14 protein-coding genes are annotated in these 12517 nt (G+C 68.1%); 7 read left to right on the top strand and 7 right to left on the bottom strand.

The window, feature by feature from the left end; all coding sequences use genetic code 11:
- Positions 1-110 precede the first annotated feature (110 nt).
- Positions 111-800, top strand: a complete 690-nt coding sequence (locus M3B11_RS06425; protein WP_259875915.1) for a TetR/AcrR family transcriptional regulator — start codon at positions 111-113, stop codon at positions 798-800.
- Positions 801-802: 2 nt separating this feature from the next.
- The gene (locus M3B11_RS06420; protein ID WP_259875914.1) at positions 803-1027 is read left to right on the top strand and encodes a DUF3107 domain-containing protein; all 225 of its coding nucleotides are present in this window, start codon (positions 803-805) and stop codon (positions 1025-1027) included.
- A gap of 60 nt (positions 1028-1087) precedes the next feature.
- On the opposite strand, the gene M3B11_RS06415 is transcribed toward M3B11_RS06420, so the two are convergent.
- Positions 1088-1720 carry a ferritin-like domain-containing protein gene (locus tag M3B11_RS06415; protein ID WP_259875913.1) on the bottom strand — a complete coding sequence of 211 codons (633 nt, stop codon included), beginning with the start codon at positions 1718-1720 and terminating at the stop codon, positions 1088-1090.
- Positions 1721-1790: 70 nt separating this feature from the next.
- Between M3B11_RS06415 and M3B11_RS06410 the strand changes: the two genes are divergently transcribed.
- Complete coding sequence (locus tag M3B11_RS06410) at positions 1791-3284, top strand: DEAD/DEAH box helicase (RefSeq protein WP_259875912.1); 1494 nt, start codon at positions 1791-1793, stop codon at positions 3282-3284.
- A 32-nt stretch (positions 3285-3316) separates the two neighbouring features.
- On the opposite strand, the gene M3B11_RS06405 is transcribed toward M3B11_RS06410, so the two are convergent.
- Complete coding sequence (locus tag M3B11_RS06405) at positions 3317-4168, bottom strand: PHP domain-containing protein (protein ID WP_259875911.1); 852 nt, start codon at positions 4166-4168, stop codon at positions 3317-3319.
- A gap of 68 nt (positions 4169-4236) precedes the next feature.
- Between M3B11_RS06405 and M3B11_RS06400 the strand changes: the two genes are divergently transcribed.
- Positions 4237-5808 carry an aminopeptidase P family protein gene (locus M3B11_RS06400; protein WP_259875927.1) on the top strand — a complete coding sequence of 524 codons (1572 nt, stop codon included), beginning with the start codon at positions 4237-4239 and terminating at the stop codon, positions 5806-5808.
- A gap of 2 nt (positions 5809-5810) precedes the next feature.
- A complete protein-coding gene (locus tag M3B11_RS06395; protein WP_259875909.1) occupies positions 5811-6920 on the top strand; it encodes a P1 family peptidase in 1110 nt (369 codons plus the stop codon).
- A gap of 32 nt (positions 6921-6952) precedes the next feature.
- On the opposite strand, the gene M3B11_RS06390 is transcribed toward M3B11_RS06395, so the two are convergent.
- Positions 6953-7426 (bottom strand): general stress protein, encoded by a 474-nt coding sequence (locus M3B11_RS06390; RefSeq protein WP_259875908.1) that lies wholly within the window; start codon positions 7424-7426, stop codon positions 6953-6955.
- A gap of 226 nt (positions 7427-7652) precedes the next feature.
- Here M3B11_RS06390 and M3B11_RS06385 point away from each other — a divergent pair, with 226 nt between their 5' ends.
- Complete coding sequence (locus M3B11_RS06385; protein WP_259875907.1) at positions 7653-8780, top strand: Mrp/NBP35 family ATP-binding protein; 1128 nt, start codon at positions 7653-7655, stop codon at positions 8778-8780.
- Between the two features lie 38 nt (positions 8781-8818).
- Here the strand turns inward: M3B11_RS06385 and M3B11_RS06380 are convergent, their stop codons facing one another.
- A complete protein-coding gene (locus M3B11_RS06380; RefSeq protein WP_259875905.1) occupies positions 8819-9241 on the bottom strand; it encodes a twin-arginine translocase TatA/TatE family subunit in 423 nt (140 codons plus the stop codon).
- A 125-nt stretch (positions 9242-9366) separates the two neighbouring features.
- Here M3B11_RS06380 and M3B11_RS06375 point away from each other — a divergent pair, with 125 nt between their 5' ends.
- The gene (locus M3B11_RS06375; RefSeq protein ID WP_259875904.1) at positions 9367-10005 is read left to right on the top strand and encodes an O-methyltransferase; all 639 of its coding nucleotides are present in this window, start codon (positions 9367-9369) and stop codon (positions 10003-10005) included.
- A 566-nt stretch (positions 10006-10571) separates the two neighbouring features.
- Here M3B11_RS06375 and M3B11_RS06370 read toward each other — a convergent pair.
- From M3B11_RS06370 to M3B11_RS06360, 3 genes are all read right to left on the bottom strand, one after another.
- Positions 10572-10742: a DUF3117 domain-containing protein gene (locus tag M3B11_RS06370; protein WP_102162712.1), complete on the bottom strand. Its 171-nt coding sequence runs from the start codon at positions 10740-10742 to the stop codon at positions 10572-10574.
- A 110-nt stretch (positions 10743-10852) separates the two neighbouring features.
- Positions 10853-12094: a hypothetical protein gene (locus M3B11_RS06365; protein WP_259875903.1), complete on the bottom strand. Its 1242-nt coding sequence runs from the start codon at positions 12092-12094 to the stop codon at positions 10853-10855.
- Positions 12094-12504: a DivIVA domain-containing protein gene (locus tag M3B11_RS06360; RefSeq protein WP_259875902.1), complete on the bottom strand. Its 411-nt coding sequence runs from the start codon at positions 12502-12504 to the stop codon at positions 12094-12096. The genes M3B11_RS06365 and M3B11_RS06360 overlap by 1 nt, the downstream gene beginning before the upstream one ends.
- Between the last annotated feature and the right edge of the window lie 13 nt (positions 12505-12517).

Here is a 12517-nt window from a genome sequence, read left to right as displayed (position 1 = left end):
CCGCCTCCTCCACCGAACGCTTGTTATGCCGCCTCCTCCGCCGAACGCTTGTTATATCGATCGGAGGGCATGCCGAACGCCCCGACCTGCTGCGCGGATAGGATATGGCCATGGTTCCGACACAGCGCATGCCGCGTGAACAGCGCCGCCAACAGCTCATCGGCGTAGCGACCGCCATGTTCGCCGACTCCGGTTACCACACGACGTCGATGGACGATGTAGCCGAGGCCGCTGGAGTATCCAAGCCGGTTCTCTACCAGCACTTCACCTCCAAGAAGGACCTGTATCTGGCCGCCATCGATGCGGCGGCGGCCAGTTTCGACGCCTCCGTCCGCAGTGCGCTGCAGGCCACGGAGGACAACGAGGAGCGCGTCTACAGCACGTTCAACGCCTTCTTCACGTTCGTCAGCGAGAACCGCAACGAGTTCATCGTGCTCTTCTACGCCGACAGCTACGAGCCTGAGGCGGTGCGCCGGGCCGAGGCGGTCCGGCACCGGATCGCCAGTCAGATCGCCGAGCTCATCACCCGCTACACCTACGCGACTCTCGATGAGGCGCTGCTGCTGGCGCAGGGCGTCGTCGGGATCGCTGAGAAGGCTGCCAGCCAGGTGGTCGAGTCGGCGTCGATCGATCCCCATTCGAGTGCGCGTCTCATGGCTTTCATGACCTACCGGGGGCTGACGTCGATGCCGCGCGTCGACGAGGTTGCACCACCGGGGCCGGACGGTTCGGGCGAAGCGCGTCCGTGGGACGTAGACTATCCAGGGTTGCCCCACCCGAACCCGGATCACAAGGAGTGAGTATGGAAGTCAAGATCGGCGTCCGCCAGGCCCCGCGCGAACTCGTCATCAATACCGATGCCACCGCCGAGGAGATCACCCAGAAGGTCGACGAGGCGCTGTCCTCGGGTTCGACCTTCGTCCTCGCCGACGAGAAGGGTCGCAAGGTGATCGTCCCGGCAGCCGCTCTGGCCTATGTCGAGACCGGCAGCACCCAGCAGCATCCAGTCGGCTTCGGGCTCTCCTGAGTCCGCACGTCAGCTGACAGCCTCGCCGGCGGCAGATGCCGGCACCGTCGATGAGCGCGTTCAGGCCACCAGGCCGAGCGCGCTCATCCGCCTCGAGTGGGCTGTCATCGCCTGCTGCACCATCTGCGCCTCCGCCTCCTGCGTCTCAGCGGCGTGGTAGCGGCGGATGAGCCGTCTGCCGCGGCCCATCGAATCGGCCACCAGCTTGCGTCCCCACAGCGCCAGGCGAGACGACAGCGAGGGGTCGGACTCGATCGCTGCGGCCAGCCGGGTGCGGAGATACTCGGACTGGCGTGTATCATCGAGGACAGCGGTGGCAACCTGCCGGCTCTCCTCGTCTAGGCCGGTGAGCACCGCGCGATAGAAGTCGTGCATGATCCCGTCGAGCACGTAGCCCTTCATCAGGCTTTCGTGCCAGTCATGGGGTGCGGTGCGGTCCCGCAGTTCGCTGTAGGCCTGCTGCACATGCTGCATCTGCGCCGTCGTGTCTTCGCCGAGCTCGCCGATGCGAGCGGCCAGACGCGAGAAGTTGTCCAGACAGTGTCCGGCGACAGTCGCAAGATCCACTCTGTCCTGCATGGTGGGCGCGTACTGCGCATCGGTGGCTGACCGCTCGAATGCGGTGAGCTGACCGTGGGCGACGACGGCAAGGGTTGTCACCGGAGTCGAGGCAGCTGACGAGGATTGGGGCATGCCCCATAGCCTACCGCCTCACTCAGACGTAAACGCGTGCTCCTCGAAGGAGCACTGTGAGGAGAATAACGTGACCACAACTGAACAGACTTTCGCTGACCTCGGTGTGTCAGCCCCGATCGCCGATGCGCTTGCCGACAAGGGCATCGTGCACCCTTTCCCCATCCAGGCGATGACCCTGCCGGTCGCACTGACCGGCGCCGACATCATCGGCCAGGCCAAGACCGGAACCGGCAAGACGCTGGGCTTCGGGATTCCGCTGCTCGAGCGCGTCGTCGGCCCCGATGAGGACGACGCCCCGGCCGACCGGATCCCGCAGGCGCTCGTCGTCGTGCCGACCCGGGAGCTCGCCCAGCAGGTCGCCGGCGACCTGGAGGCCGCGTCGACGCGACGCAACATCTCCGTTGTCACCATCTACGGCGGCAAGGACTTCGAACCCCAGATCAAGGCGCTCGAATCCGGCGCCGAGGTGGTCGTCGGCACCCCCGGACGCCTCCTCGACCTCGTCGGCCGGCGCATCCTGCGCCTGGGCGGCGTGCGCACCGCCGTGCTCGATGAGGCCGACGAGATGCTCGACCTCGGTTTCCTGCCCGATGTCGAGAAGATCATCTCGCACCTGCCGGCGCAGCGGCAGACGATGCTGTTCTCGGCCACGATGCCCGGTGCGGTCATCTCGATGGCCCGCCGCTACATGATCCAGCCGACCCACATCCGCTCCCAGGACCCGGATGACACGACGCAGACGGCGAAGAACACCACCCAGTACATCTACCGCGCCCATGCGATGGACAAGACCGAGATGGTCGCTCGCCTGCTGCAGGCTGAAGGCCGGGGACGCACGATCATCTTTGCGCGCACCAAGCGCACCGCCGACCGGCTGGCAGAGGAGCTCGGCGACCGCGGCATGAACGCCAAGCCGATGCACGGCGATCTGCCCCAGCAGATGCGCGAACGCTACCTCAAGGCCTTCCGGGACGGCACCGTCGACGTGCTGGTCGCCACCGATGTCGCCGCCCGCGGCATCGACATCTCGAACGTCACCCACGTCATCAACTACCAGTGCCCGGATGACGAGAAGACCTACGTCCACCGGATCGGGCGCACCGGTCGCGCCGGTGAGTCCGGCATCGCGGTGACGTTCGTCGACTGGGACGATGTGCCGCGCTGGAAGCTCATCAACCGCCAGCTCGGCCTCGACTTCGATGAGCCGGTCGAGACGTATTCGACGTCCCCGCACTTCTTCGCCGACCTCAACATCCCGAAGGGCACGAAGGGCCGGATCAACGGTGCCAAGCCTGCCGAGGAGGGCCATGACCGCCGCCGAGGCGGTGGCCGCAGCGGCCGTGATGGCAGCCGTTCCGGTGACCGCAGCCGGCAGGAGGGCCGCACGGGCGAGCGGCGTCAGCGCCGCCGCACCCGCGGCGGGCGCTCGGGTGAGAACACCGGTGACACCGGTGCGAACACGAACACCTCGAAGCCGGAGCAGAGCTCAGGTGAGTCCGCCCCGCGGCGGCGCCGCCGTCGCCGCCGCTCGAATGCCGAGCAGCCGGCTGCGCAGAGCTGACCTTCAGATACCGAAGCCGGCAGAGCTGACTTTCAGATACTGACGCCGACAGGACTGGCCCCGGAGGCTGCACGCACAATGCGGGCAAGCATCTCCGGGGCCGTCGTGTGCTCTGCCAGCAGATTCGGCTTGCCGGCACCGTGATAGTCCGAGGACCCGGTGACGATGAGGTCGTGGGATGCGGCGATGCGACGCAGCTCGGCGCGTTCGGCCACCGGGTTGTCGCGGTGGTCGACTTCGATCCCGTCAAGGCCGGCGGCGATCATCTCGCGCATCCCGGCGTCGGGCACCACCCGCCCGCGCATCCGCGCCCGGGGGTGGGCGTAGATCGACACTCCACCGGCCTCGCGGACCATGCGGATCGCATCGATCGGGCTGACTGTCGGCAGCGTGACGTGGTACTTCGACCGGGTGGAGAGCAGTTCGCCGAAGGCTGCGGTGCGGTCGGTGACGATTCCGGCGTGCACGAGCGCATCGGCGATGTGCGGCCGGCCGATCGTCGCTCCCGGTTCGCAGACGGCCTCGATATCAGCCCAACTGAGCGGGAAGTCCTCTGCCAGGCGGGCGACGATCTCGCGCGCCCGATCCTCCCGGTCGCTGCGCGCAGCCCCGACGGTGGCTGCCAGTTCAGCACTGCCGGGATCGTGGAGGTAGCTGAGCAGGTGGACGCTGATGCCCTCGTACCGGCAGGAGATCTCCATGCCCGGCACCAGCCCGATGCCCAGCCGCGTGACCGCTTCGCCGGCCTCGGCCCACCCGCCGGTGGTGTCGTGATCAGTCAGGCCGATGACGTCGACGCCGCAAGCCGCCGCCTCGGCCATGAGCTCTGGTGGGCTCTGAGTGCCGTCTGAGACGTTCGAATGGGCGTGCAGGTCGATGATCATGAGTCGATCATAGGACGATCGCCACGATTCCTCCCCTGCCGGTGGGCGGCGGCTAGAATGGCCGCATGATGACTCAGGATTCTGACCCGAACGCGCAGACCACCAGGCCCTCCGCCGCTGAATCCGGTGCCCCCTCCGGCACCGACTCCCCTGCCCAGCCCCTGTCAGACCGAGTGAACAACCGTTCCCGCCGCCCCCAGTCGAAGGCCTTCCGCGAATTCGTCGCCTCCGGCTGGGACCGCACCAGTGAGGACGATGTCGAGCCCTTCGCCTCGGCCGCCTACACCGGTGCCCGCCGCCACGCGCTGTCTGAGCAGTTCCCCGGCGAGCGCCTCGTCATCCCCGCCGGTGGCCTCAAGGTCCGCTCGAACGACACCGACTACCGCTTCCGCGCTCACTCGGCGTTCATCCACCTCACCGGCCTGCACTCCGACCTCGAACCCGATTCGGTCCTCGTCATGGAGCCCACCGATGACGGCCACGAGTCGACCTTCTACTTCCGCCCGCGCGCCGGAGCCGACACCGAGGAGTTCTTCTCCGATGCCCGCTACGGTGAATACTGGGTCGGCCCGCGCGAGGACCTGGAGACGATGGCGATCAAGACCGGCATCCGGTGTGCTGACATCACCCACGCGACCGAGGCGATCTGCCGGGACCTGGGCGCCACGTCGCTGCGCCTGGTCCGCGGTGCCGATGAGGCGCTCGACGCGCAGGTCGATGCCGCCCGCGCCGAGGTCGAGGCCGACCTGGAGATCTCGCAGGCAGGGGATTCCGAGATGGCCCAGTTCCTCTCCGAGCTGCGCCTCATCAAGGACGACTACGAGATCGGCCAGATCCGCCACGCCGTCGACATCACCCGCTCCGGTTTCGACAACGTCGTCACCTCGCTGAAGGAGGCGATCGTCCACCACCGCGGCGAGCGCGTCATCGAGACGGCCTTCGAATCCGCTGCCCGCACCGACGGCAACGGCGTCGGCTACGACACCATCGCCGCTGCCGGCAACCATGCCTGCACCCTGCACTGGATCAAGAACACCGGTGAGGTCCGCGACGGTGATCTCATCCTCGTCGACGCCGGTGCGGAGGCCGACTCCCTCTACACCGCCGACATCACCCGCACCCTGCCGATCAACGGCACCTTCTCCGAGGTGCAGGGCAGGATCTACGACGCCGTCCTCGAAGCCGCTGACGCCGCCTTCGCTGTGGCCGCCGAGCACACCCAGCGCCCGGTCATCTTCGCCGAGGTCCACGACGCGGCGATGAACGTCATCGCCCACCGCCTCGAGGAGTGGGGCCTGCTGCCGGTCAGTGCCGAGGAGTCGCTCTCGCCTGAGGGTCAGCAGCACCGCCGCTGGATGGTCCACGGCACCAGCCACCACCTCGGCCTCGATGTGCATGACTGCGCCCAGGCGCGCGCGGAGATGTACCTGGGTGCCGAACTCAAACCGGGCATGGTCTTCACGATCGAGCCGGGCCTGTATTTCAAGGCCGAGGACCAACTCATCCCCGAGGAGTACCGCGGTACCGGTGTGCGCATCGAAGACGACGTGCTCGTGACCGAGGACGGCGTTGAGAACCTCTCGGCTGGCTTCCCGCGCACCCGCGCCGAAGTCGAGGCCTGGGTTCGGCAGGGCCGCTGAACATGCCGGTGCTGCGCCGCGGCGGAGGGGTTTGTGAGATCGACAGCGTCGGACTCGGCCACGCCGGCCGCATCGACTCCGCTGCCGGTGCTCTGACCGGCACGACCGCGCTCATCCTGCCGCCGGGCACGACCGGCGGGGTCGATGTGCGCGGCGGAGGGCCGGCCAGTCACGAGACCGAGCTGCTGGCTCCCGGCACACTGACAGCCGGGTGCGATGCCATCGTGCTCACCGGCGGCAGCGCCTATGGACTGGCCGCCGCTCACGGCGTGCAGGCCGGTCTCGCCGCTGACGGGCGCGGGTTCCCCGCTCCCGGCCTGGCCGGCGTGACGGTCCCGCTCGTGCCGGCGGCTGGGATCTTCGACCTCGGCCGCGGCGGCGCACCCTGCCTGCCGCCGACGATCGAGACCGGGCAGGCTGCCTATGCCAACAGGCTCACCGGGCCCGAGGCGGTGGTCCGCGGGTCTGTCGGCGGCGGCATCGGTGCGTGGACCGGTCGCGGGCTGCTGCGCGGCGGCCTCGGTTCGGCTGTCATCGACACCGATACCGGCCACCGGGTGGCAGCGATCGCCGTTGCCAATCCGATGGGCACCGTCATCGCACCGACTGGCCGGCTGCATGCCGCCGAGGTGCTCGCCGGCTACGGCATCGACGTCCCGGCAGACGACTCTGCCGCCCTGCGGGAGCGGTTCGCAGCACTGGCGGCGCAGACTGCCGGCAGCCCGCCTCCGGCGCGGAACACGACGATCGCCGCGGTCGTCACCGACGCCCGACTCGATGCCGCCCAGGCGCACCGGCTGGCGCAATCGGCTCATGCCGGGCTGGCGCGAGCGATCCACCCCTCGCATACGCTCTTCGACGGCGATACGGTCTTCGCCGCGGCCACGGGTGCGGCACCGCTGACACGGTCAGCCGGTGCGCCGGATGAGGCGGATGACACAATGGTGCTCGCGCAGCTGAATATCGCGGCCGCGGATGTGCTCTCGGCAGCGATCGTCGATGCGGTCATCTCCGCTGGCGACTATGCCGAGGATGCGCCGCTGCCGGCTTCTCCTCCCCCGCTGCGCAGGGTGTGCCCGCAGCTCGCAGCTGCCTGGCAGGCACTCGACTGACGAACCCCTGCGGTCCTGTTCCGCTCCGTGTCTCAGCGGGTGGCGAGGATCGCCTGCGCCTCGTTCACGACGCCGGGCGGGCAGATGATGTCGTAGGTCGTCGCCAGCACCTGCGGGCTGGACATCACGGCACTCTGCTTGCGGTTGATCGCCTTGATCGCAATCCCCCAGATCATGCCCAGGCCCACGCCGATGACGATGCCCGGCAGCAGCGCCCCGGTGGTCAGGGACGCGTCGGTGCCGCCGCCGAGCAGCATGAACACCAGCCCGAAGAGCATGCCGATCCAGGCTCCGGACAGCGCTCCACGGCCGGCTGCGGCTGCCCAGGTGAGCATCCCGGTCACCGGCTCGACGATCTTGAGATTGGAGCCGACGATCGTCAGTGAGGAGACGTCGAAGTCCTTCTCAGCAAGGAACCTGACCGCCTTCTGCGCATCCTCATGCGTGCGGTAGGAGCCGAGCACTTCGCCGTGCGGGATCTGGGTGACCGGTCGTGTGGAAGCCATACCTCCAGTATGGACCAGTCACCGGCTCACGTCGGTGCCGGGTCGCCGGCTGTGGGCTGTCAGCCACCGGTCACGAGGCAGCGGGGCCACTTCCTCAGCGCCAGTGCCGGATGACGGCGGGGACGCCGAAGAGAGTCGGATATCGCACAGCTGCAGGCGGCAGCGAATGGAGTACGCTGGAATCGCCCGCGATCTCCGGCCTGCTGGAAGGACACTCAGAGCGCATATGACCGCCCCCACCATCGATGCCGTCCGCGCCGCCCTTGCCACTGTGCTCGATCCCGAGATCCGCCGCAGCATCGTCGAACTCGACATGGTCGACGACATCGCCGTCGCCGATGACGGGCATGTCGCCGTCACCGTGCTGCTGACCATCGCCGGCTGCCCGCTCAAGGACACCATCACACGCGACACCGAGGCGGCAGTTGCGCAGGTCGACGGCGTCACCGGCGTGACGGTCACCCTGGGCACGATGACCCCTGAGCAGCGGCAGGCGATGCGAGAGAAGCTGCAGGGGCCCGGTGCCAACCGCGAGATCCCGTTCAACAAGCCGAACTCACTCACCCGCATCTATGCAGTCGCCTCCGGCAAGGGCGGGGTCGGGAAGTCCTCGATCACCGCCAACCTCGCTGTCGCACTCGCTGCCGAAGGGCTGCGCGTCGGGGTCATCGACGCCGACATCTACGGATTCTCGATTCCGGGCATGCTCGGGCTCTCCAGCAAGCCGACGAAGGTCGATGAGATGATCCTGCCGCAGGTCGCCCACGGGGTGAAGGTCATCTCGATCGGCATGTTCGTCCAGCCGGGTCAGGCCGTCGTATGGCGCGGGCCGATGCTGCACCGGGCTCTCCAGCAGTTCCTCACCGACGTGTTCTGGGGCGATCTCGATGTGCTGCTGCTCGATCTGCCGCCGGGCACCGGCGACATCGCGATCTCTGTCGCCCAGCTGTTGCCGCGCTCTGAACTGCTCGTCGTCACCACCCCGCAGCAGGCAGCCGCACAGGTCGCTGAGCGTGCCGGGTCGGTCTCGACGCAGACCCAACAGCAGGTCACCGGTGTCATTGAGAACATGTCGTGGATGGAGATGCCCGACGGCACCCGAATGGACGTCTTCGGCTCCGGAGGCGGAGAGTCCGTGGCGAAGAACCTCACCCAGATCACCGGTGGTCAGGTGCCGCTGCTCGGCCAGATCCCGCTCGACCCGCCGGTGCGCACCGGCGGGGATGCAGGCACTCCTGCCGTATTGGCAGCCCCGGACTCACCAGCCTCAACGGCACTGCGGGCGGTGGCTCAGCAGCTGGCGACGCGCTCGCGCGGACTCGCCGGCCGATCGCTCGGCCTCTCCCCTGCCTGATCGACCCCTGTCCGACCGATTCCAGCCTCGGGTCCGGCTCAGGTGGCCTCCGGGTCGAAGGGCGGGGCCGCCTCGGCGTCTCGCAGAGCGACCTGGGCGCGGTAGCGCTGCACGGGACTCAGCTGCGCGGCCGCTGCGTCGTCTGAGCTGGAACCGGCAGCCGTGCTGCCTGTGGAACTCCGGGAACCGGAAGACGCCTGTGCCTGGGACTCCTCCTGCAGCGCCTCGCGCACAATCCGACGCGGATCGTACTGACGCGGGTCGAGGGTCTTCCAGTCGACATCGGGCAGGTCCTCGGCGAAGTCACGGCGCAGGCTGCCCTTGGCTTCGTCGGCGCGGCGCTTGAGCAGCTTGACGAACTCCTTGAGCTGCTCGGCGTATTCGGGCAACCGCTGCGGGCCGATGACGAGGAGGGCAACGATGATGATGATGAGCATCTCCGTGCCGTTGATCCCGAACATGGCCCTCATTCTAACAGCGCGCTCAGGGCTCTCACGGCTGCTCCGGGCTACACTGAGGGCACGGATCGCCGGTGCTTTCCACGTCTTCTGCCGGTCCGCGATCCGCTGTCAGCAGGAAGGAACGTATGAGCCGCGACTGGGCGATCAACGCGCAATACGCCGAACGCTACAACCCTGCCGACGCCGTCTTCGACGCCGCCCGCACCATCGCCGCTGATTACGCGGTCACCCCGCTGTCGGTCAACATCGCAGGCCTGCTGCGCCTGCTCACCCAGTTGGCGAAGCCGGCGAGCGCGCTGGAGGTCGGCACCGGAACCGGGACCGGCACGCTGGCGATCATGCGCGGCATGCCCGCAGGCGGAGTGCTCACGAGCATCGACGTCGACGCCGACAGGCAGGCTGTGGCCCGCGAGCTGCTCGGTGCCGCTCGCATCCGCCCGCACTGCGTGCGCATGATCCACGGCCGCGGCGAAGACGTCCTCGCCCGGCTCGCACCCGGCGGCTACGATCTCGTGTTCCTCGACTCCGAGCCGCTGACCTATCCACGGCTCGTGCCGCTGGCGATCGAACGGCTCAGCGCCGACGGACTGCTCATCATCAACCAGGCGCTGCTCGGCGATGCGGTGGCCAAGCCGGCCAACCGCGCCCCGCGCACCCAGGTGATGCGCACCGTGCTCTCCGACATCGAAGCCCGCACCGACGTCGAACGGCTCATGATCCCCATCGATGCCGGCCTGCTCGTGCTCCGGCGCCTGGGACAGTGAGGCTCGGGCAGGAGTTCGGTCGCCGGGACGGCTGAACGACGGAATCAGGGTTGCGCTGCGTCTCCGGCCCTTCGGCCGGAATCCCCTCCCCTGCAATGCGCGCACCCACCTCGGTCACCGCCTCGGAGGCAAACCGGAGGGTGCGCTCGACGCTGAGGTCCTCAGCATGGGGCAGCCACACCATGCGCGTGGTGTACAGCCCGCTGACCTCAACTGCGGCGGCGAACCGCTCAAGCGGAGGCAGCTGGTCCAGCCACGCACGGATGAGAGCATCGCAGAGCTCAGAATGGTCGAACAGAAGATCCGGATCCTTCCGCTGCAGCGCTCGACGGCGTCGGGGATCGACATGTGCACGGCATCATCGAGCGCAGCGGACAGGTCAGCGCCGTCTGAGGCGAGGATCGCCTTGGCCAGCTGCCGCTTCGCTTCGATTTCATACGTGTCCGTGTCCGGTGCCTCTCTGTTTCGGGCATGAGTATGGGCGCCGGTTGCGCGTGTGCGCCTCCGGCGCCCAGATGGGGTGGTGCTCTCCGGCTGCCAGTCAGCGGACCGGAACCGGCACTGCGTTACTTGCCCAGCGCCTCGGCGAGGGTGTCGTACAGGTTCGCAGCTTCCTCCGGGCTGATCTCGATGACCAGCCGCCCGCCGCCCTCGACAGGTAGACGCAGAACCATGCCGCGACCTTCTTTGGTCACTTCAAGAGGGCCGTCACCAGTGCGCGGTTTCTGTGCTGCCATGAACCTCTGTCCTTCCGGTTGAAAATTTCCAGCATCTCTGATTATCCACCATTTGAGCTGGATCACGTAACGGGCGCGTCAAGCACGCATCCGCCTGTCTTGCATGCTGATCACGGCGGCCAGTCCGATGGCGGGGTGAAGTGCCACAGCTGGCTGATCCACAGGTACTGGGTGGCGATGAGCACGAGGAGCAGCAGTCCGCGGTACGCCCACGAACGGGAGTACGCCATCGCCAGGGCGAGCGGGAACAGCGGGAGCAGCAGCCGGAACGTCGACGTCTGCGGGTTGAAGAAGATGAACAGGTAGACCGCATAGGCGACAGTGAAGTGCTGCAGGTCGCGGCCGAGCTGCCGGCCGGCAGCCGAGACCATGAGAGCTGCGAACCCGATGATGAGCGCCACGAGCAGCACGGGTCCGATGAGGTCGCCTGCCAGCCAGCGCGACATGTCGAACCACTGGATGACGAATCGGGAGTGTCCACCGCTCCACGCGTGCTCGGTCTCAAGGTAGGCCAGCGGCTCACCGGTGCGCAGCCAGGCGTGGATGGGGTGGGCCAGCGCAGCGACGCAGGACAGAACCCCGAGCGTCCAGCTGCGGATGGCCTCGCCTGCCGGGTAGGGGTCGCTGCTGCGGCGGGCGAAGCGGCTGATGAGGTGGATGAGCATGAAGAACGAGAACGCCACCCCGATCGGCCGAGAGAGGTCCATCGCCACGACGACCGGGATCGCCCACAGGTAGGCCCGATCGATGACGAGAGTGAGCGCGCAGGCGAGCAGCAGGAGGTTGAGCGCCTCGGCGTATCCGGTGCTCAGAATCGGGGAGGCGGGGAAGACGAGCACGACCGCCAGGCCCACCAGCGCCCGCCCGGCGGTCGTATGGCGGCGGAAGAGCGCGAGGATGACGATCGCAGCCGCTGCGGCGAAGAGGTTCGACAGCAGCGGTGAGACGAGCTGGTAGTCCAGCCCGGTGAGCACGGAGACGTCGCGGGCGATCCAGGGGTGCAGCGGGTAGAACGCCCACGCGTTCTGGCTGACATCCCCGGTCTCTGCGCGCGGGAGCACCTCGGGGTAGCCTTCGGTCGCGATGCGCTCGTACCAGCCGGCGTCCCAGAAGTTGAGGAAGTCCCGCAGCGTCGTGGCCTCCCCGCTCGTCCACGGGGAGCTGCCCTGCTCTGCGAGCACGTGGGAGAGGAACGCAAAGGTGATGATCCGGGAGACGAGGTAGACGACGAGCGCCTGCGCCCAGACCGGCAGGCCCAGCAGCCAGTCCGCTGCCCGCCTGACGATCCGCGGAGTGGTCGGCTGCACGGCGATCGGCCCGGCCAGAGGTGCTGCTGGTTTCGCTGCTGCCATCAGGGCTGCGGGTCGCCCAGCGTGCCGTGCGGTGTGTCGATGCCCCGGTCGCTGTCACCGAGCTGGGGGTCGCCCACGGTCTCCGGGCAGCCGTTGCCGAGGCGGTGGTGGCCGGTGTGCGGGTGGTCGCGTTCGGCGTGCAGGCGGGCGATCTCGGCCTCCTGTTCGCGCAGCCGCTGGGTCATCTGCTCGAGCACCAGGTCGACGGCGTCGGTGCGGTAGCCGCGGGCGGCGAGCTGGAAGCGCACGGCGCTGATGTCGTCTGCCGACCATCCCTTGCCAAGTCCGCGCGGGGGCTCCTGGGCCTGGTCGCGTCCCATGGCGCTGTTGAAGCCGCCGGTGGCGCCGAAGATGGCGACGACGGCGAAGAACACGACAGCGCACACACCGAGGATGATGTAGATCGACATAGCGGTATCGTCT

It is taken from the genome of Brevibacterium sp. p3-SID960, assembly GCF_025144725.1.
Taxonomy (GTDB): domain Bacteria; phylum Actinomycetota; class Actinomycetes; order Actinomycetales; family Brevibacteriaceae; genus Brevibacterium.
This window is presented reverse-complemented; position numbering and strand designations above follow the sequence as displayed.

What these genes read in the sequence shown, in the direction of transcription:
- M3B11_RS06425 (WP_259875915.1), top strand. Translation starts at nt 111, where the DNA reads ATGGTTCCGACACAGCGCATGCCGCGTGAACAGCGCCGCCAACAGCTC.
- M3B11_RS06365 (WP_259875903.1), bottom strand. Translation starts at nt 12,094, where the DNA reads ATGGCAGCAGCGAAACCAGCAGCACCTCTGGCCGGGCCGATCGCCGTG.
- M3B11_RS06360 (WP_259875902.1), bottom strand. Translation starts at nt 12,504, where the DNA reads ATGTCGATCTACATCATCCTCGGTGTGTGCGCTGTCGTGTTCTTCGCC.
- M3B11_RS06390 (WP_259875908.1), bottom strand. Translation starts at nt 7,426, where the DNA reads ATGGCTTCCACACGACCGGTCACCCAGATCCCGCACGGCGAAGTGCTC.
- M3B11_RS06400 (WP_259875927.1), top strand. Translation starts at nt 4,237, where the DNA reads ATGACTCAGGATTCTGACCCGAACGCGCAGACCACCAGGCCCTCCGCC.
- M3B11_RS06385 (WP_259875907.1), top strand. Translation starts at nt 7,653, where the DNA reads ATGACCGCCCCCACCATCGATGCCGTCCGCGCCGCCCTTGCCACTGTG.
- M3B11_RS06405 (WP_259875911.1), bottom strand. Translation starts at nt 4,168, where the DNA reads ATGATCATCGACCTGCACGCCCATTCGAACGTCTCAGACGGCACTCAG.
- M3B11_RS06380 (WP_259875905.1), bottom strand. Translation starts at nt 9,241, where the DNA reads ATGTTCGGGATCAACGGCACGGAGATGCTCATCATCATCATCGTTGCC.
- M3B11_RS06415 (WP_259875913.1), bottom strand. Translation starts at nt 1,720, where the DNA reads ATGCCCCAATCCTCGTCAGCTGCCTCGACTCCGGTGACAACCCTTGCC.
- M3B11_RS06420 (WP_259875914.1), top strand. Translation starts at nt 803, where the DNA reads ATGGAAGTCAAGATCGGCGTCCGCCAGGCCCCGCGCGAACTCGTCATC.
- M3B11_RS06375 (WP_259875904.1), top strand. Translation starts at nt 9,367, where the DNA reads ATGAGCCGCGACTGGGCGATCAACGCGCAATACGCCGAACGCTACAAC.
- M3B11_RS06395 (WP_259875909.1), top strand. Translation starts at nt 5,811, where the DNA reads ATGCCGGTGCTGCGCCGCGGCGGAGGGGTTTGTGAGATCGACAGCGTC.
- M3B11_RS06370 (WP_102162712.1), bottom strand. Translation starts at nt 10,742, where the DNA reads ATGGCAGCACAGAAACCGCGCACTGGTGACGGCCCTCTTGAAGTGACC.